This is a genomic window from Aliiruegeria haliotis (genome assembly GCF_003003255.1).
GTDB lineage: Bacteria > Pseudomonadota > Alphaproteobacteria > Rhodobacterales > Rhodobacteraceae > Tropicimonas > Tropicimonas haliotis.
Genome location: NZ_PVTD01000005.1, coordinates 154,887 through 172,386 on the forward strand (window position 1 = coordinate 154,887; position 17,500 = coordinate 172,386).

16 protein-coding genes are annotated in these 17,500 nt (G+C 62.2%); 7 read left to right on the forward strand and 9 right to left on the reverse strand.

Annotated elements, in window-relative coordinates; genetic code table 11:
• Window positions 1–39: 39 nt before the first annotated feature.
• The 6 genes from CLV78_RS13780 to CLV78_RS13805 all read right to left on the reverse strand — a co-directional run bounded on the left by CLV78_RS13780 (window position 40) and on the right by CLV78_RS13805 (window position 6,922).
• Window positions 40–1,674, reverse strand: coding sequence for an ABC transporter ATP-binding protein (locus tag CLV78_RS13780; protein WP_106205413.1), 1,635 nt, complete (start codon window positions 1,672–1,674; stop codon window positions 40–42).
• A gap of 81 nt (window positions 1,675–1,755) precedes the next feature.
• Entirely contained in the window at window positions 1,756–2,916 is a 1,161-nt protein-coding gene (locus CLV78_RS13785; RefSeq protein ID WP_106205414.1) for an ABC transporter permease, read from the reverse strand.
• Window position 2,917: 1 nt separating this feature from the next.
• A complete protein-coding gene (locus CLV78_RS13790; protein ID WP_106205415.1) occupies window positions 2,918–4,075 on the reverse strand; it encodes a microcin C ABC transporter permease YejB in 1,158 nt (385 codons plus the stop codon).
• A 24-nt stretch (window positions 4,076–4,099) separates the two neighbouring features.
• Entirely contained in the window at window positions 4,100–5,977 is a 1,878-nt protein-coding gene (locus CLV78_RS13795) for an extracellular solute-binding protein (RefSeq protein WP_425427952.1), read from the reverse strand.
• A 156-nt stretch (window positions 5,978–6,133) separates the two neighbouring features.
• Window positions 6,134–6,379 (reverse strand): hypothetical protein, encoded by a 246-nt coding sequence (locus CLV78_RS13800; protein WP_106205417.1) that lies wholly within the window; start codon window positions 6,377–6,379, stop codon window positions 6,134–6,136.
• An 18-nt stretch (window positions 6,380–6,397) separates the two neighbouring features.
• Entirely contained in the window at window positions 6,398–6,922 is a 525-nt protein-coding gene (locus CLV78_RS13805; RefSeq protein ID WP_106205418.1) for a c-type cytochrome, read from the reverse strand.
• Between the two features lie 125 nt (window positions 6,923–7,047).
• Between CLV78_RS13805 and CLV78_RS13810 the strand changes: the two genes are divergently transcribed.
• Window positions 7,048–7,887: a prephenate dehydratase gene (locus tag CLV78_RS13810; protein ID WP_106205419.1), complete on the forward strand. Its 840-nt coding sequence runs from the start codon at window positions 7,048–7,050 to the stop codon at window positions 7,885–7,887.
• A 27-nt stretch (window positions 7,888–7,914) separates the two neighbouring features.
• On the opposite strand, the gene CLV78_RS13815 is transcribed toward CLV78_RS13810, so the two are convergent.
• Complete coding sequence (locus tag CLV78_RS13815) at window positions 7,915–8,379, reverse strand: SRPBCC family protein (RefSeq protein ID WP_146136688.1); 465 nt, start codon at window positions 8,377–8,379, stop codon at window positions 7,915–7,917.
• Between the two features lie 49 nt (window positions 8,380–8,428).
• On the reverse strand, window positions 8,429–9,403 hold the full coding sequence (gene nudC / locus CLV78_RS13820; protein ID WP_106205421.1) for an NAD(+) diphosphatase: 975 nt from the start codon (window positions 9,401–9,403) through the stop codon (window positions 8,429–8,431).
• A gap of 261 nt (window positions 9,404–9,664) precedes the next feature.
• Here nudC and CLV78_RS13825 point away from each other — a divergent pair, with 261 nt between their 5' ends.
• A complete protein-coding gene (locus CLV78_RS13825; protein WP_106205422.1) occupies window positions 9,665–11,644 on the forward strand; it encodes a bifunctional 2',3'-cyclic-nucleotide 2'-phosphodiesterase/3'-nucleotidase in 1,980 nt (659 codons plus the stop codon).
• A 193-nt stretch (window positions 11,645–11,837) separates the two neighbouring features.
• Here the strand turns inward: CLV78_RS13825 and CLV78_RS13830 are convergent, their stop codons facing one another.
• The gene (locus CLV78_RS13830) at window positions 11,838–12,461 is read right to left on the reverse strand and encodes a class I SAM-dependent methyltransferase (protein ID WP_106205423.1); all 624 of its coding nucleotides are present in this window, start codon (window positions 12,459–12,461) and stop codon (window positions 11,838–11,840) included.
• A gap of 251 nt (window positions 12,462–12,712) precedes the next feature.
• On the opposite strand from CLV78_RS13830, the gene CLV78_RS13835 reads away from it, so the two are divergent.
• The 5 genes from CLV78_RS13835 to CLV78_RS13855 all read left to right on the forward strand — a co-directional run bounded on the left by CLV78_RS13835 (window position 12,713) and on the right by CLV78_RS13855 (window position 17,457).
• Window positions 12,713–13,720 carry an ABC transporter substrate-binding protein gene (locus CLV78_RS13835; protein WP_106205424.1) on the forward strand — a complete coding sequence of 336 codons (1,008 nt, stop codon included), beginning with the start codon at window positions 12,713–12,715 and terminating at the stop codon, window positions 13,718–13,720.
• Window positions 13,721–13,882: 162 nt separating this feature from the next.
• Window positions 13,883–14,692, forward strand: a complete 810-nt coding sequence (locus tag CLV78_RS13840) for an ABC transporter ATP-binding protein (protein WP_106205425.1) — start codon at window positions 13,883–13,885, stop codon at window positions 14,690–14,692.
• Window positions 14,689–15,444, forward strand: a complete 756-nt coding sequence (locus CLV78_RS13845) for an ABC transporter permease (protein WP_106205426.1) — start codon at window positions 14,689–14,691, stop codon at window positions 15,442–15,444. The genes CLV78_RS13840 and CLV78_RS13845 overlap by 4 nt, the downstream gene beginning before the upstream one ends.
• Window positions 15,445–15,453: 9 nt before the next feature.
• Window positions 15,454–16,224 carry an HAD-IIB family hydrolase gene (locus tag CLV78_RS13850; protein WP_106205427.1) on the forward strand — a complete coding sequence of 257 codons (771 nt, stop codon included), beginning with the start codon at window positions 15,454–15,456 and terminating at the stop codon, window positions 16,222–16,224.
• Between the two features lie 12 nt (window positions 16,225–16,236).
• A complete protein-coding gene (locus CLV78_RS13855) occupies window positions 16,237–17,457 on the forward strand; it encodes a glycosyltransferase family protein (RefSeq protein ID WP_106205428.1) in 1,221 nt (406 codons plus the stop codon).
• Window positions 17,458–17,500 lie beyond the last annotated feature (43 nt).

Consider the following 17,500-nt stretch of genomic DNA (forward strand, 5'->3'; position numbering starts at 1 on the left):
TTCGGAGGTCACGTGCGGAGGCTACATCGCCGTGGACTGTCACGCGCTGTCGGCCGCATCTCCAAGGTTGAATGCCGCCGCAATCAGTTCCCGCGTGTAGTCCGTCTGCGGGGAGGCAAAGATGTTCTGCGCCGTGCCGCCTTCCACGATGTCACCCTGCTTCATGACGATCACCTTGTGACTGAGCGCGCGCACCACCCGCAGGTCATGGCTGATGAAGAGATAGGCCAGCCCGTGTTTCTTCTGAAGCCGGCGAAGCAGTTCGACAATCTGCACCTGCACCGTCATGTCGAGAGCCGATGTCGGCTCATCCAGAACCACCAGGCGGGGGCGAAGGATCATGGCCCGGGCGATCGCGATCCGCTGCCGCTGTCCCCCGGAAAACTCGTGCGGGTAGCGGTGCATCATAGCGGGGTCGAGCCCGACCTCCTCCATGATGTCGGACACCAGTTCGCGGTTGCTGCGCTGGCGGTCAACCTTGTGCACGCCGAGGCCCTCGGCGATGATCTGCTCGACGGTCATGCGGGGGCTGAGTGAGCCATAGGGATCCTGAAAGACGATCTGCATGTGCTGGCGCAGGTCGCGAAGGGTGCGTTGGGGGCGGCCCTGAACGTTTTCTCCCATGAAGACTACCGGTCCTTCGGACGCAATCAGACGCATGATCGCCAGCGCCAGCGTCGTCTTTCCGGACCCGGACTCGCCGACGATCCCCAGGGTTTCGCCGGCGCGCACGGAAACGGTCGCCTCGTTCACGGCCTTCACGTGCCCCACTGTCTTGCGCAGGAACCCGCGCTGGATCGGGAACCAGATACGCAACTTGTCGGTGGACACGATCTCCTCCGGATCGCCCTCCACCGGGGGCATGGTCCCTGTGGGCTCCGCCGCCAGCAGCATCTGTGTATAGGGGTGTTGCGGGCTGCCGAAGATCTGGTCCGTCGGACCGGTCTCGACGATTTCTCCGTCCTTCATCACACAGACCCGGTCGGCGATCTTGCGAACGATGCCGAGGTCATGGGTAATGAACAGCAGGCTCATCTGCTCGGTCTGTTTCAGTTCCGCCAGCAGATCGAGGATTTGCGCCTGGATGGTCACGTCGAGCGCCGTGGTCGGCTCGTCCGCGATCAGCAGGTCCGGCCCGTTGGCCAGCGCCATGGCAATCATCACACGCTGCCGCTGTCCTCCGGACAATTGGTGCGGATAGGCGCCGAGTCGGCTCTCCGGGTCCCGAATGCCGACCTTGTTCAACAACTCCAGCACCCGCGCACGTGCAGCGTCGCCAACGAGGCCCTGGTGCAGGGTGATCGACTCCACCAATTGCCGCTCCAGCGTGTGGAGCGGGTTCAGCGAGGTCATGGGCTCTTGGAAGATGAAACTGATGTCGTCGCCCCGGACGTCCATCAGGTCGCCCTCCGGGGCGCCGACCATCTGCGTGCCCTTGTAGTCGATGGAGCCTGCGATCGTGGCATTCTCCCCCAGCAGCGACACCGTCGACAATGCCGTGACCGACTTGCCGGATCCGGACTCGCCCACCAGTGCCACCGTCTCGCCCTCGGCGACGTCGAACGACACTCCCTTGACAGCCGGAATATCCCGCCCGTCCTGGCGGAAGGACACCCGAAGGTCGCGCACCGTCAGCAAGTTCCGATCAGACATCGCGCCCGTCCTCCCCGTCATCTTTCCGCAAGCATCCTCGGGGGGAGCGCGCCCCGCGCGCGGGGGGCAGACAGCCCCCCTCTGCCCTGTCCACATACGCCATCACTGGAATGTCTTCCTTGGATCGAATGCGTCCCGCACCCCTTCGAAAATGAAGACCAGCAGCGAAAGCATGATCGCAAAGACAAAGAAGGCGGTGAACCCGAGCCACGGCGCCTGCAGGTTCTGCTTCGCCTGCAAGGTCAGCTCGCCGAGCGACGGTGCGGAAGAAGGCAGGCCGAAGCCGAGAAAGTCCAGCGAGGCCAGCGAGCCGATGGTTGCCGTCACGATGAACGGCAGCATCGTCAGCGTCGCCACCATGGCGTTCGGCAGCATGTGCCGGAACATGATCTTCCAGTTGGACACACCAAGCGCCTTGGCGGCACGCACATACTCCAGGTTCCGCGCCCGCAGGAATTCGGCACGCACCACGCCCACCAGGGCCGGCCAGCCGAACAGGACGGTGAGGAACACCAGCAACCAGAAACTTCGCCCCAGGATCGCGAACATGATGATGATAATGTAGAGCGATGGCGTGGAGACCCAGATCTCGATGAACCGCTGGAACAAAAGGTCGATCCAACCGCCGAAATACCCCTGCACCGCGCCGGCGACAATGCCGATGACGGAAGAACAGACCGTGACAATGAGCGTGAACATGATCGACAGCCTGAAACCGTAGATCACCCGTGCCAGCACGTCGCGCGTGGCGTCATCCGTGCCGAGCCAATGATCGGCATCCGGGGGAGAGGGCGCCGGCTGACCCAGCGTGTTTGGCGTGTTGTAGCTGTAGGGCACCAATGGCCAGAGCATCCAGCCTTTCACGACCTCCTCGCCGTTGATCTCCTTCGCCCCGGCGTCGACCTGTTCGATGATGCCCTCCGGGTCATCGAAGCAATCGAGCAATCCGCCGGAGACGATGAGGCATTGCACCTCCACGTCGCGATAGACCGCTTCCGTGGGGAAATCGCCGCCAAAGGCGGTCTCCGGGTAGAAGTTGTGGATCGGGAAGTAATACTCGCCCCGGTGCTGAACGAGGATTGGCCGGTCATTCGCCAGGTATTCCGCGAAGAGCGACAGCACGAAGAGCACCGAGAAAATGATCAGCGACCAATAGGCGCGTCGGTTGCGCTTGAAGTTGCGCCAGCGGCGTTGGTTCAGCGGTGACAACCGAAAGAGGCCTTTTTTTGGCCGGGCGGCGGGGATGAAGGTCTGATCGCTCATCTCACACCTGCCGGCTCTCGAAATCGATCCGAGGATCGACAAGGACGTACATCATGTCGGAGAGGATCCCCACCAACAGGCCGATTAACCCGAAAACATAGAGCGTTCCGAAGACGACCGGGTAGTCCCGCGCCACCGCCGCCTCGAAGCCCAGCCGCCCGAGACCGTCGAGCGAGAAGATTGTCTCGATAATGATGGAGGCGCCGAAGAAGACACTGAGGAACGCCGCGGGGAAGCCCGCGATGACGATCAGCATGGCATTTCGGAAGACATGCCCATAAAGGACGCGACTCTCGCTCAACCCCTTTGCCTTGGCGGTGATCACGTATTGCTTCTTGATTTCGTCGAGGAAGGAATTCTTGGTCAGCAGCGTGAGCGTGGCGAAGCTGGAGATCGTAGAGGCCAGAACCGGAAGTGTGATGTGCCAGAAATAGTCACCGATCTTCTGGAGTGTTGTCATGTCCTCGAACCCGTCGCTCACCAGCCCCCGGAGCGGGAAGATCTGCCAGTAGGACCCGCCGGCAAAGAGCACCAGCAACAGGATCGCGAAGAGGAAGCCCGGGATTGCGTAGGCCACGATGATGAAGCCGGAGGTCCAGGTGTCGAAGCTGGAGCCGTCCTTGACCGCCTTGCGGATACCGAGCGGAATGGAAACGATATAGGCGATCAGCGTCGACCACAGACCGAGCGTGATGGAGACCGGCATCTTCTCGATCACGAGGTCCACGACCGAGATGGAGCGGAAATAGCTCTCTCCGAAATCGAAGCGCAGGTAATTGCCCATCAGGATCGCAAACCGTTCGACGATGCCGATGGTTTCCTTGCCGCATTCCGCCGCATCGAGCGTGGGCGTGCCTTCGAACCCGTCCGCGCAACTGATCCGGGCGAATCCCATGTCGATTTCAAGCTGGTCCAAAAAATCCTGCGGCAGCCCCCGTGCGCCAAGATAGGCGTCGTCACTTCCTTCCGACCCGGCGCCGCCGCCGGCATCCGCGCCGCCCGCGATGCCCTCGAACACGTCGCCTTCGCCTTCGACCTGGGCGATGATCTGCTCGATCGGCCCGCCCGGGACGAATTGTGTGAGAATGAAGTTGATCAGCATGATCCCGAACAGAGTCGGAATGATCAGCAGCAATCGCCGTAGGATATAGGCGCCCATCGAGGTGCTCTTACCTGCCTGTTGTTATCGCAGCACGCCGGCTGCTTTCAGTTTTTCTGCCTTTTCGGCATTGTACCACCAGAAGTCCAGATGGCCGAGTGCATAGGGCGGCAGTGGTTCGGGGTGTTCATACATGTCGAAATAGGCAACCGTGTGCTTGTCCTTGTACCACTGCGGCACCCAGAAGCGCTCCGCCCGCAAGACGCGGTCGAGCGCCTTGACGGCGACATGCAGCTCGTCCTTGCTCTGCGCGCCGATGATGGTGTCCACCAGGGCATCGACAGCGGGCGATTTCAGCCCCATCGAATTGAAAACCGAGCTGTCGGCGGTTTCCGAGCCGAAGTACTGCTTCAGGCCCGCCCCCGGGACATAGCCCATCGGGAACTGATCGGTTGCAATGTCGAAGTCGTAGTTCCGCTCACGGTTGGTCGCCTCGGCCTGATCCACGCGACTGTGGACGGCGTCGATACCGGCGCGGCGGAGGTTCTCGACATAGGGGTTGATGACCCGGTCAAAGGTCTGGCTGTCATTGAGGAATTCGACCTTGAGGACCTTGCCGTCCTTGCGGCGCATACCGTCGTCACCGACGATCCAGCCGGCCTGATCCAGCAGGTTCGAAGCCTTGCGCAGATTCTTGCGGTCAAGCTGGCGGGCGCTGGAGGTCGGCGCCATAACCGGCTCGCTATCGAGCACGCCTTCGGGCAGATGCTCTTTCAGCGGCTCCAGCAGGGCAAGCTCCTCGGGGCTGGGCTGGCCGGTTGCAGCCAGCTCCGAGTTTTCCCAGAACGAGTTGACGCGCGCATACAGGCCATAGAACAACTGCTCATTCGACCATTCGAAGTTGAACAGGAGCCCGATGGCTTCGCGCACCCGCGGATCCTGGAACTGCTCCCGGCGCAGGTTCATGACGAAGGACTGGCCGGTGGCGATGGTACCATCGTGCAGTTCCACCTTTTTCACGTGGCCGTTCTTGATGGCCGGAAAATCGTAGCTTGTCGCCCAGTTCTTGGAACTGGCCTCGTTCCGGAAGTGGTAGGAGCCGCCCTTGAAGCCCTCGAAGGCGACGTTGTAGTCGGCGAAATATTCGACTCGCAGGCTGTCGAAATTGTGGCGACCCTTGTTGATCGGCAGATCCTTGCCCCAATAGTCGGGGTTGCGCTTGTAGGTGGCGCGCTTTCCGACGTCGAGTTGGTCGGGCACGTAGGCGCCAGACCCGAGGAAGGGCGTCATCGAGTTTTCTTCAAGATCGAGCCCGTTGGCCTCGTAATGCGCCTTCGAAAAGACCGGGAGCGACCCGACAGTCTGAATCAGGTCGCGCTTGGGCTGATCCTCGTGGAAGATGTAGCGAACGCGGCGCTCGTCCAGCACCTCCCCTTCCTTCACCTGCTCGCGCAGCACGGCCCGGAAGCTCGGCAATCCCTTCTCCCGGAAAAGCTCGTAGGAAAACAGTACGTCCTCCGCTGTCACCGGCGTGCCGTCAGAGAAGGTCGCTACCTCGCGCAGTGTGAAGATCACTTCCGAGCGATCCTCTGGAAACTCGATGGTCTCCGCCAGAAGGCCGTAGTTCGACCCGATCTCGTCGGCCACGCTTTCGAGCAGCGTCTCGTAGGGCGCGGTGGCAAGGCCGGCGGCACGGCCCTTGACCGAATACGGGTTCATTGAATCGTAGCCGCCAAAGCCCCAGACCGACATTTCCCCGCCCTTGGGCGCGTCCGGGTTCACGTAGTCGAGGTGTTCGAAATCGGCAGCATATTTCAACGGATCGCCGGTGAAGGTCGTGATCCCATGGGAGTTGATCCAGCCCTCCGGTGTGGCTTGGGCGAATGCCGTCATTGCCAGCAGTGCCGCCCCCGACATTGCGAGCCGCGCGCGGGTGGCAATGGGCGACAGGAATTCGGGCATCGTCATGTGGGCATCTCCGGGCGGTGCAACAGTTCTATCGCACGCAGGCTAGAGAGGCCTGCTGGAAGGAACAAGGCGAGATTCCGTGAGCGCGCGTGATTGGCGTCTCGACTCGTTGCGCCTGTCGGTCAGCGCAAGGACTGTCGATGCCCCTGACTACGCGGTTGCCATGCGCAAGAGCCACTGGACGCACAGGCCGCTGGCCCTGAACTCACCTCGGGAGGTCGGGTCCAAGGCTACGACGATCCGGGCGACCGGGGCCCGGCAGTTCATCGTCATGTCGGCCATCACGCGGCCGACTTCGATCTGGAAGACGCGGCGGAAGAAAGCGGTCCGTCCGTCAAGCCGGCCGCTGCCCACAAAAAAGCCCCCGGTGATCCAGTCACCGAGGGCCCGTGTCATGTCAGGATGCAAAGCCTGTCAGCCTTCGGGGTTCTCCAGGAAGGCGATGATGTTGGCACGCTCCTCGGGCTTCTTGAAGCCGGCGAAGGCCATCTTGTTGCCCGGGGCAAAATCCTTGGGGTTGGCCAGGAACGCATTGAGGTTCTCCGGCGTCCAGACGTCGGCGGCCTCGATCAGCACACCGGAATAGCCACCGAAACTGTCGACAGCCTGCACCGGACGGTTCACGACCTGGTAGAGTGTCGGCCCGGTTGCGTTCGCGCCGTCTTCCAGCTTGTGGCAGGCTTGGCACTTCTTGAAGAGCTTGGCACCCTTGGAGGCGTCGGCACTGGCCATCAGTTCCTCGAAGCTCACTTCCTCTACCGGCTCGGCGGCTTCGCCATCGTCTTCCCCGGTGGGAATCACGTAGGCCTGGTGGTGGTCGTCGCCGTGGCCACCGCCCGTGGTGTAGATGGCGCCAGCAACCCAGGCGCCAAGAAGAAATACCAGAAGCGATCCGAAGAGGGCGCCTGCGGCCTTGGTGATAGTCATCGTGTCGAACATGTCGCATCCCGCTAAATGGTCGTTTCGCGCATCTATCGGGGTTCCAGCGCCGTGGTGCAAGCTATACTTGGCGCGACGAAACGCCCTTTCGCTTCGCGATAGTGCTAAATGGCAACGGAAAACACATGACAGACCGTCCCCGTATCGCATTTCAGGGTGAGCTTGGCGCCTATTCCCATCAGGCCTGCCACGATGCCCGTCCGGAATACGAACCGCTTCCGTGCCACGCGTTCGAAGATGTGATCGAAGCCGTGCAGACCGGCAAGGCGGAGCTTGCGATGCTTCCGGTCGAGAACTCGACCTATGGCCGCGTGGCCGACATTCACCGGCTGCTTCCCGAGAGCGGATTGCATATCGTGGACGAGGCCTTTGTCCGCGTACACATCTCGCTGATGGCCATGCCCGGTGTGCGCATGGAAGATATCAAGGTGGTGCGGGCGCATCTGGTCCTGCTGCCGCAATGCCGTGGCTTTCTTGACCAGTTCGGGATCCGTGGGGAAGCGGCCGCGGATTCCGCGGGCGCGGCTGCGGACATCGCGCGCGACGAGTTGCGGAATGTCGGCGCGCTCGCCTCGGACCTGGCGGCGGCGACCTACGGGCTCAATATCCTCGCTCGTCACATCGAGGATCGGTCGCACAACACCACCCGCTTCCTGATCATGGCCAGTGAGCCCAACTATGCCCGGCGCGGCGACCACGGCATGATGACAACCTTCGTGTTCAAGGTCCGCAATATCCCTGCTGCGCTCTACAAGGCAATGGGCGGTTTCGCGACCAATGGCGTGAACATGACGAAACTGGAGAGCTACATGGTGGACGGGTCCTTCTCCGCCACCCAGTTCTACGCCGATATCGAGGGTCACCCGGACGACCGCAGTGTTCAACTGGCGCTGGAGGAGCTCGATTATTTCACTGACCGGGTGGATGTTCTGGGCGTCTATCCGGCGGACCCGCGTCGGGACTGAACACAGGCGCGCGCGGCCCCGAGCAGGTCAGCCAGCGTGGTCCTTGCGGCCGAGGTCTTTCGCGAAGCGGCGGATGGCTCTCCTGAACCGCTTGTCGAGCGTCGCCTTGGCCAGTTTCAAGGTCTGGATCAGAACCCGCCCGGGGACAGAGGCGGGCGTCAGGTCCAGAGCCAGCGCCATGCGGGTCCGATCCTTCGGAAGCGCCTCCAGTTGAACGCTCAGAAGCGAGTTCACGCCGCTCACCCTGGAAGCGATGTCATACGCCACCGGAGCCTTCAGGTTGGTGACATTCACCTCCATCTTGCGACTCATGCCGTGAAAGTCGAACTCCGCGCTCCAGCTGTCGCCGGGTTTCAGCGCATCGGCCTCCTGCCCTGCCGTGACCTGCACGCCCTTCCCGCGGGCCCTTTCCTCGAATGTCGCGGTGTCGGTAACGGCCTTCCAGACGTCCTGGACCGGAGCGTCTATTTCCTCGCGGGTCGAAAACTTCATCGTGGCATCCCGGGTCGTGGTGTCGTGTCGGTTCGGCCGTACATTCAGGTCAATCCAGCCGGTCCGCAAGCCAGTTCGTCAGCAGGAACCGGGCGATGGCGCCGCTGCGTGCGGCCTTGATGTGGGGATGGTCGCCGGCCATCACTTGCAGCATCTCCTCACGCGTGACCCAGATCGCATCCTCGATTTCCCTGGGATCGATCTTGATCTTGCGATCCTTCGCGACGCCCCGGCACCCCATCATGAGCGAGGCCGGAAACGGCCAGGGCTGCGAGGCCAGGTATTCCACAGCACCAATGCGAACACCGGTCTCCTCGAAAGTCTCGCGGCGGACAGCGGCCTCGATGGTTTCCCCCGGTTCGACAAACCCGGCCAGCAGCGAATACATGCCGTCCGGCCAGCCCGGCGACCGCCCGAGCAGGACCGAGTTTCCATGGGTGACCAGCATGATCACCACTGGATCGGTTCGGGGGAAATGGGTGGCGTCGCAGGCCGGGCAGCGGCGTTGCCAACCGGCCTCCTCCATGTCCGAGGCGTGTCCGCACCGGGCGCAGAACCCGTGCGTCTGGTGCCAGGCCATCAATCCCCGCGCCGTCGCCGCCAGTTCCGCATCAAGCGGTGACAGCCGGTTCATGATCGTGCGCAACTCTGCGAAACGGTGGTCGTCGGGCAGTCCGGGATACCGCTGTTCGGACAGATCCACGAAGGCGCCGATGGTGTCGGTGTCCTGTCCTGCCGGTTCCCACGGCGAGATGTCGACGGCAAACCAGGGCGTGCCATCGGCCAGTCCCAGGAAGATCGGCTCCTCCGTGGCATGGGACAACGCAGCCGCGCCAGACGAAAGGCCGGCAAGCGACAGGCCGCCCTCGTCGCAGCCGACGACCAGCGGTTTCGACTTCCAGAAAGGCACGATCCGGGCCGTGTCCTCCGCCACCATTCGCGTCAGTGCCGCGCGGTCGCAGCGCAACTCCGCGGCGCGCTCAAGTCCACCGCCGCCAAATGTCACCTGTTCCGCAATCCGCATCCCGACCCCGCCTCAATGTCAGCCCGCATCGGGACGGTGATCGCATGTGGCGCGGCCCCCGGCAATCCGCATCAGCCCCCAATTCGTTAACAAAATCACCTTGTTTGTTAACTAGTTGTGTCATTTTGACCGCGAAGCCACGGTCTTGCCGGAAGGTGCCCGGTTTTCGGCTGGCAATCCGGGGGGGCAGAAGTATCGGTCATGAAGATGGGATACATGGGTTATACTCCGGGAGACGCAACGGATCCCGAGGAGAATCCCATGACCAAACGTACCGATTTCCACCTTACCCGTCGTGGCTTCATGGCGGGCAGTATCGCGGGGGCGTCCTTGATCTCGCTGCATCCTTTCTCCGCTCGGGCTGCCGGAAACCAGGCGCACTTGCGGATCATGGAAACCACGGACCTGCACGTCCATGTGTTCCCATATGACTATTACTCCGACAAGCCGCGCGACACCGTCGGCCTGTCGCGCACCGCGTCGATCATCAACGATATCCGCGCAGAGGCGACCAACGCCATGCTGGTGGACAATGGCGACTTCCTTCAGGGCAACCCGATGGGCGACTACATCGCCTACGAGCGGGGCATGAAGGAGGGCGACCTCCACCCGATCATCAAGGCGATGAACACGGTCGGTTTCGATGCCTCCACGCTGGGCAACCACGAATTCAACTATGGCCTCGATTTCCTGGATAAGTCGCTGGCCGGCGCCGACTTCCCGGTGGTTTCGGCCAATGTCGTCAAGGAAATGGGGGTGGATCCGACCAGAGACGTCACTCTCATCAAGCCCTATGTGATCCTCGACCGGGAGTTGACGGATGGCAACGGTGAGACCCATCCGATCAAGGTTGGCATCATTGGCTTCGTGCCGCCCCAGATCATGAGCTGGGACCGCCGGCACCTCGAAGGTAACGTTGCAACGCGGGACATCCTGGAGACCGCCGAAGCCTACGTGCCGCAAATGCGCGAGGAGGGGGCCGATATCATCATTGCCCTGTCGCATTCCGGCATCGGCTCGGCCGACCGTACCGATCTTATGGAAAACGCCTCGGTTCCGCTGGCCGGGATCGATGGCGTCGATGCGATCATGACTGGCCATTCGCACCTGGTGTTCCCCTCTGCAACCTTTGCCGATTTCGCCGCTGTCGATGTCGACAATGGGACGATCCATGGCAAGCCGGCCGTGATGGGCGGCTTCTGGGGCTCTCACATGGGGCTGATCGACCTGATGCTGGAAAGGGACGGCAACGCGTGGAGGGTCGTGAATTTCGAGACGTCGGCCCGCCCGATCTCCAAGCGAAACGAGGACCGTTCTGTTACGGCGCTTGTGGAAGACGACCAGGCCGTGCTCGACGCCGTGCAGACGGACCATGAGGAAACGCTGGCCTATGTCCGCCGCGCTGTCGGCAAGACCGACGCGCCCTTGCACTCATACTTCGCGCTCGTGGCAGACGACCCGTCGGTGCAGATCGTGTCCATCGCGCAGAGATGGTACGTCGAGGAGATGCTGAAGGGCACCGAGTACGCGGACCTGCCGCTCCTGTCCGCCGCTGCTCCCTTCAAGGCCGGCGGCCGGGGCGGTCCGGACTACTACACCGATGTTGCGCCCGGGGATGTCGCGATTAAGAACGTCGCAGACCTCTATCTTTACCCGAACATCGTGCGGGCGGTGAAGATCAACGGCGCGCAGCTCAAGGGCTGGCTGGAGCGGTCCGCCGGCATGTTCAACCAGGTCGAGCCGGGCAGCACCGACGCACCGCTGCTGAATTCCGATTTCCCGACGTACAATTTCGACGTGATGGACGGCGTGACCTACCAGATCGACCTCTCGCAGCCCTCGCGTTTTGGTCCGAAAGGGGAGCAGTTGAACCCGGAGGCAAGCCGCATCGTCAACCTGATGTACGATGGCAAGCCCGTCACTGACGACATGGAGTTCGTGATTGCCACCAACAACTACCGGGCTTCTGGCGGCGGGGATTTCCCGGGTGCGGATGGCAGCACGATCATCCTCGAAGCGCCGGACACCAACCGCGACGTGATCGTGCGCTATATCGTAGAGCAGGGCACGATCAGCCCGAGCGCAGATGGAAACTGGACCTTCGCGCCAATGGACGGCACGACCGTGCTCTTCGAGACCGGCCCCAAGGCCGCCGATCACATCGGCGATGTGAAAGCCGTATCGATCGAACCGGCCGGCGACGGCGCCGATGGCTTTGCCGCCTATCGCATCACGCTCTGACCGGTCGACCTGAACCCGAGACGGTCCCCGCCAGGTGCGGGGGCCTCTTTCCGGGGGAATGAGCCGCCCGTTGGACTGGCGGACGAAGTCCCCGTCGGGTCTGTGGAATGTCGTTGAGTGTGGGGCACCGATCGCAAAGCAGCCCTTTTCCGCCTGCGGGATGTGCCGAATGCGGGCGTGTCATGGTTGGCATCTATGCCGGTTTGCGGGCAATGATGAATACAGCCTTCTTTGATCCTGGCTGCCAGACGGTCTCCAACTCGAACCCGGCACCTGTGATGATCCGCTCCACATCCGCCGGCATCAAGTCGCGGACCGACGGAAGTACCCTGAGCGCCGAGCCAATGGGCAACAGGCGTTTGAACACCCCATCGATCTCGCCGAGGCATACGGTCGAGGAGAAGAACACCCCGCCGGGTTTCAGCATCCGATACACCTTCGCCGCAGCGGCCGGAGGATCGTCCAGCAGGTGCAGGATGCTCATGGCCAGGACGGCGTCGAAATGGTCATCCGGGACAGAGCAGGCGGCAAAGCCGGATAGCTCCCAGGTGATATTGGCAATCCCCGCCGCCTCGGCCTTGCTGCGGGCGATGTCCAGCATCTTCGGCGATATGTCCATCGCGTGGATGTGTTTGACCAGCGGTGCATGCTCAATGGCGGTCGAACCCGTCCCGCAGCCCAGCTCGAAGAGCTTCCAGTCCGGTTTCAGGTGGGCCTGGGTGAGGCGCAGCTTTTCACGGTAGGAAGCCTCGTCCGCCACGGGCGTTCGGGCATAGCGTTTGGCGATAAAATTCCAGAATCCTGCGCGTTCCGCCATGACGGTCTCCTTGCGGGTGTCTGTTGTTGGCTCCTAGCATGTCATGTCAGTGTTTTCCGCCATTTCTCGACCACCCGGTCAGGAAATTCGGCAAAATGCCTTGCCACAGGGCCCACTTCATGGGCTGAATGCCTGCAAAATGTGCAAAACTGGCGTTTGAAGGCGACAAATTGCTGATCCTGGCCTCGCCGTCTTCCCGGACGCCCCTCGAAGACCGCAGTCTCTTGCGGACAACGACAAGGAGGTAACGCGTGTTCCATCGCACGATCACTGCCATCGCCGCGACGGTCGCCCTGACCGCAGGTGTGGCGCATGCCGAGACGAAGGTGCCCTTCGCGCTCGACTGGAAATTCGAAGGCCCCTCGGCCGCCTATTTCGCCGCCATCGACAATGGCCATTTCGCCGAAGCCGGTCTGGAGGTGGAAGTGACGGCGGGCCAGGGCTCGCTCGATGCCATTCCAAAGGTCGCCACCGGCGCCTATCCCGTGGGCTTCGCCGACATCAACTCGCTGGCAAAATTCCTCGACCAGAATCCCGGCGCCCCGGTGACCGCGGTGATGATGATCTATGACAAGCCGCCGTTTGCCATCGTTGGCCGCAAGTCGCTGGGCGTTGAAACCCCGGCCGATCTCGAAGGAAAGGTGCTTGGCGCCCCGCCGCCTGACGGTGCATGGGCCCAGTTCCCCGCCTTTGCGGAGGCCGCAGGGATCGATCCCTCAAAGATCACGGTGGAACCCGTCGGTTTCCCGACGCGCGAGCCGATGCTGGCCGAGGGCAAGGTCGCTGCCGTGACCGGGTTCTCATTCTCTTCCTACCTGAACCTCGTGCGGCTGGGCGTGGAGGAAGCCGACATCTCGACCATCTTGATGGGTGATTATGGTCTGGAACTCTACGGCAATGCGATCATCGTGAACACGGAGTTCGCGGCGGCCAACCCTGACGTGGTCAAGGGCTTCCTTGCCGCCGTTGCGGCTGGCTGGAAGGACGTGGCCGCAGACCCGGCCATGGGGGCCAAGGCCGTCATCGCCCGCAACCCCGCCGCGGACGAAGCGCTGGAACAGCGCCGCCTGGAGCTTTGTCTTGCAGACAACGTGCTGACCGATCACGTGATGGAAAACGGCTTCGGCGGCATTGACGAAACCCGCATGGCAACAGCCATCGAGCAGCTGGGCAAGAATTACGAGTTCCAGAATGCACCGGATGCGTCGCTCTACTTCGACGCGTCATATCTTCCGGAGGGGCTCTTCTCCCTGAAGTGATCCTTCGCGTCCGCGCGCCTTCTCCAGTGGTGCGCGGACGACCCGATGCATTCGCGTTAATGCGACCGGCCGCGATATGACCGGGCAGGGCAAACAGGGCGCTGAACGCCCGGTTCTGTTCGACGATATCGCCGCCGGGCGCCACGAAACCCAAGGCAGGTCATGAGCGACGCCCCCCTGATCGAAATCAAGAACGTCAGTCACACGTTCCAGACCGCCGGTGGCCCGTTGCAGGTCCTGGACAGGCTCAATATCTCCGTCAAGGAAGGCGGGTTCTGTGCCGTGGTCGGGCCTTCCGGATGCGGCAAGTCCACCCTGACCCGGCTGGTGGCAGGTCTGCTGAAGCCGGACGAGGGCGAGGTCTGGTTGCATGGAGAGCAGGTGAAATCGCCGCGCGCCACCGTCGGAATGGCGTTCCAGAATCCCGTTCTGCTGGAATGGCGAACGATCCTTCGCAACGTGATGCTGCCGCTGGAGATCGTACCGACGAAAACCAGCAAGGCGGAGCAGGAGGAGCGTGCGCGCTATCTGCTCAACCTCGTGGGACTGGAAGGGTTCGAGGACAAGCGGCCCTCGGAGCTGTCCGGCGGAATGCGGCAACGTGCCTCCCTTTGCCGTTCGCTGGTGCACCAGCCCGACGTGTTGATCCTGGACGAGCCTTTCGGCGCGCTAGATGCCTTCACCCGCGAGGACCTCTGGCAAACCATGCACAAGGTCAAGGAGCAGGAACCCTTCACCGGCCTGCTCATCACCCACGACCTGCGGGAGTCCATATTCCTCGCCGATCAGGTGGTCGTGCTGTCCGGTCGCCCGGCGCATGCGCAATACGTGCTGGACGTCCCGATGGACGGACCACGCGACCTAGAACACCTTTATACCCACGATGCCGCCGAGATGCTGACCATCCTGCGCCACCAGATCGAGATCGCCCAGGGCCGCGCGCCCGAGGGCAGCCCAGCGGAGCCGGCATGACCTTCCAGAAAGTCTTTGTCCCGATCATCGCGATCATCGTGTTCCTTCTCCTGTGGGAGGCGCTTGTCTGGGTCATGGGATGGCCGAATTACAAGATGGCCTCCCCCTCGGATCTCTGGCCTGCCTACGTGAAATACGCCGACCTGTTCCTGATCAATGGCTGGCAGACGCTTTGGCGGACGGTGGCCGGGCTCGGTCTGGCGATCATTTTCGGCACGGCCGTGGGCATGATCATGGGCTTTTCCAAGATCATGCGAGAGGCCCTCTATCCCCTTCTCGTGGGGTTCAACGCCATTCCGAAAGCGACGGTCGTCCCGATCGTCGCGCTGATGTTCGTCGGCATGCACGATTTCAATACCGTGCTGATTGCCTTCATGATCTCCTTCTTTCCGATTGCAGTATCGGTCTCCATCGGCCTCAGCACGCTTGAGCCGGAATACCGTGACATCCTCGCCGCTCTTGGGGCCAACAAGGTCACTATCTTCTGGAAGATTGCGCTGCCGAAAACGCTGCCGGAGTTCTTTGGCGCGCTCAAGGTTTCCGTGACCCTTGCCTTCATCGGCACCAACCTGATGGAGATCGTTTCGCCGCATGGCCGCGGGCTGGGTGCGCTTTTCGACTCGGGCAAGACCAACTCGGACTATCCGCTGATGTTTGCGGTGCTGATTGCCCTCGCGGGCCTCGGAATCGTGCTCTACTATGTTGTCATCGCAATGGAAAAAGCACTGGCCGGGTGGGCCGTTCGCGATTGAGGTAGCTTGATGGGGCATCCCCCGCTGATCGTCTTCACCGACCTCGATGGCACGCTGCTGGACCATGAAACCTACTCGTACACAGCGGCCCAACCGGCGCTTCGTCGACTGGCGGAGGTTGGCGCGCCACTGATCCTCGCCTCCTCCAAGACAGCGGCGGAAATCGCCGTTTTTCAGCAGCGGATCGGTTGCGAGGCATTCCCGGCTATCGTGGAAAATGGCGCCGGACTCCTTGTGGACGTGACCGATGGACAACCGCCGTACCAGCGGTTGATCGCGGCGCTGGCGCATATCCCGGCCCGGTTGAGGGCCCGGTTCGAAGGGTTTCACGACCTTGGCCCGGACGGGATCGCGCGGGTCACCGGCCTGTCGCCGGAGGGCGCTTTCTTGGCCGGCCAGCGTCAGTTCTCGGAGCCCGGGCTCTGGCACGGGACGGAGGCGGAACAAGAGGCATTCCTCGCGGCGCTGAATGCTCATGGCGTGCAGGCCCGGCGCGGTGGCCGTTTCCTGACCCTCTCCTTCGGGGGCACGAAGGCCGACCGGATGGCCGATATCGCCTCCCGCTATGGCAGTCCGCCAAGCGTCGCCCTCGGGGATGCGCCGAACGATGTGGAGATGCTCACCACCGCCGATCGCGGCGTCATCGTCGAAAATCCGCATGGCGCGACATTGCCCCAGCTTGAAGGCGAGGCAGAAGGGAGGATTGTACGCACAGACCGCCCCGGGCCTCTCGGCTGGAATACCGCGATGCTCGACATACTGGATTCAATGCACCTCTAGAAAGGGCGCCCAATGGCCGACTTTCACCAGAACGGCAATATCGCCACGATGCACAACCTGCGCAGTGCCAATACGGAGGCGCTGACCCGGGAGCTTTCGACTTTCGCAACCTCGCGCCGGATCTCGTTGATCCTTCCATCCCTTTATTCCGAGCTTGAGGGCGAGGCGCTGCCGAGGATCCTCGATGAGCTGTCGGACGTGCCCTACCTGCATCGGATCATCATCGGGCTCGACCGCGCCAATGAGGAGCAATTCCGCAAGGCACGGCAGTTCTTCTCGCGCCTGCCGCAAAACCACGTTGTGATCTGGAACGACAGTCCGCGGATGCTGGAAATCCAGGATCGCCTGAGGGAGTTGAACCTCGGCCCGGCGGAACCCGGCAAGGGCAAGAATGTCTGGACTTGCCTTGGGTACCTGTTGGCTTGCCAGGACAGTTCCGTGGTGGCGATCCACGATTGCGATATTCTGACCTATCACAAGGACATGCTGGCCCGACTTGTCTATCCGGTGACCAACCCGACCTTTCCCTACCAGATGGCGAAGGGCTTCTACCCACGAACCGACGGCCAGAAGCTGAACGGGCGGGTGTCGCGGCTGCTTGTTTCGCCCCTGCTGATCGCACTGAAACGGGTGATCGGGGATCGGGACTATATCGACTACCTGCGCTCCTTCCGCTACCCGCTGTCAGGCGAGTTCGCCATGCGTGTCTCGACCCTTGCGGATCTGCGCATTCCGGCGGATTGGGGGCTTGAAGTCGGCGTGTTGTCCGAGGCCTGGCGGAACCTGGCGCCAAAATCCGTCTGCCAGGTGGAAATCGCCGACACCTACGATCACAAGCACCAGCCGCTGTCAGAAGAGGACGCCAATGCCGGTCTTTCCCGCATGTCGGTGGATATCTGCAAGTCGATCTTCCGCAAGCTGGCGACCGACGGCACGGTGTTCTCGGAGGAAGTTTTCCGCTCGCTGAAGGCAACCTACTATCGCTCGGCGCTCGACCTGCTGGAATGCTACTACAATGATGCGAAGATGAACGGGCTTTCCATTGACCGCCACGCCGAGGAGGCCGCGATCGAACTTTTCGCGCGAAATGTGGTGGTCGCGGGCCAGATTTTCCTCGAAAACCCGGCAGAGCCCCCCTCAATCCCGACCTGGAACCGTGTGCATGCTGCGGATGCCGAGCTGCTGCCGGACATGTTGAAGGCAGTGGAGAAGGATGCGGAGGACTTCGACTGATCCGGTCCAGCCGGTAATTATCGAGTCGCTAGAGCCATCTTGG

What these genes read in the sequence shown, in the direction of transcription:
- CLV78_RS13780 (WP_106205413.1), bottom strand. Translation starts at nt 1,674, where the DNA reads ATGACGGGGAGGACGGGCGCGATGTCTGATCGGAACTTGCTGACGGTG.
- CLV78_RS13785 (WP_106205414.1), bottom strand. Translation starts at nt 2,916, where the DNA reads ATGAGCGATCAGACCTTCATCCCCGCCGCCCGGCCAAAAAAAGGCCTC.
- CLV78_RS13790 (WP_106205415.1), bottom strand. Translation starts at nt 4,075, where the DNA reads ATGGGCGCCTATATCCTACGGCGATTGCTGCTGATCATTCCGACTCTG.
- CLV78_RS13795 (WP_425427952.1), bottom strand. Translation starts at nt 5,977, where the DNA reads ATGCCCGAATTCCTGTCGCCCATTGCCACCCGCGCGCGGCTCGCAATG.
- CLV78_RS13800 (WP_106205417.1), bottom strand. Translation starts at nt 6,379, where the DNA reads ATGACACGGGCCCTCGGTGACTGGATCACCGGGGGCTTTTTTGTGGGC.
- CLV78_RS13805 (WP_106205418.1), bottom strand. Translation starts at nt 6,922, where the DNA reads ATGTTCGACACGATGACTATCACCAAGGCCGCAGGCGCCCTCTTCGGA.
- CLV78_RS13810 (WP_106205419.1), top strand. Translation starts at nt 7,048, where the DNA reads ATGACAGACCGTCCCCGTATCGCATTTCAGGGTGAGCTTGGCGCCTAT.
- CLV78_RS13815 (WP_146136688.1), bottom strand. Translation starts at nt 8,379, where the DNA reads ATGAAGTTTTCGACCCGCGAGGAAATAGACGCTCCGGTCCAGGACGTC.
- nudC (WP_106205421.1), bottom strand. Translation starts at nt 9,403, where the DNA reads ATGCGGATTGCGGAACAGGTGACATTTGGCGGCGGTGGACTTGAGCGC.
- CLV78_RS13825 (WP_106205422.1), top strand. Translation starts at nt 9,665, where the DNA reads ATGACCAAACGTACCGATTTCCACCTTACCCGTCGTGGCTTCATGGCG.
- CLV78_RS13830 (WP_106205423.1), bottom strand. Translation starts at nt 12,461, where the DNA reads ATGGCGGAACGCGCAGGATTCTGGAATTTTATCGCCAAACGCTATGCC.
- CLV78_RS13840 (WP_106205425.1), top strand. Translation starts at nt 13,883, where the DNA reads ATGAGCGACGCCCCCCTGATCGAAATCAAGAACGTCAGTCACACGTTC.
- CLV78_RS13845 (WP_106205426.1), top strand. Translation starts at nt 14,689, where the DNA reads ATGACCTTCCAGAAAGTCTTTGTCCCGATCATCGCGATCATCGTGTTC.
- CLV78_RS13850 (WP_106205427.1), top strand. Translation starts at nt 15,454, where the DNA reads ATGGGGCATCCCCCGCTGATCGTCTTCACCGACCTCGATGGCACGCTG.
- CLV78_RS13855 (WP_106205428.1), top strand. Translation starts at nt 16,237, where the DNA reads ATGGCCGACTTTCACCAGAACGGCAATATCGCCACGATGCACAACCTG.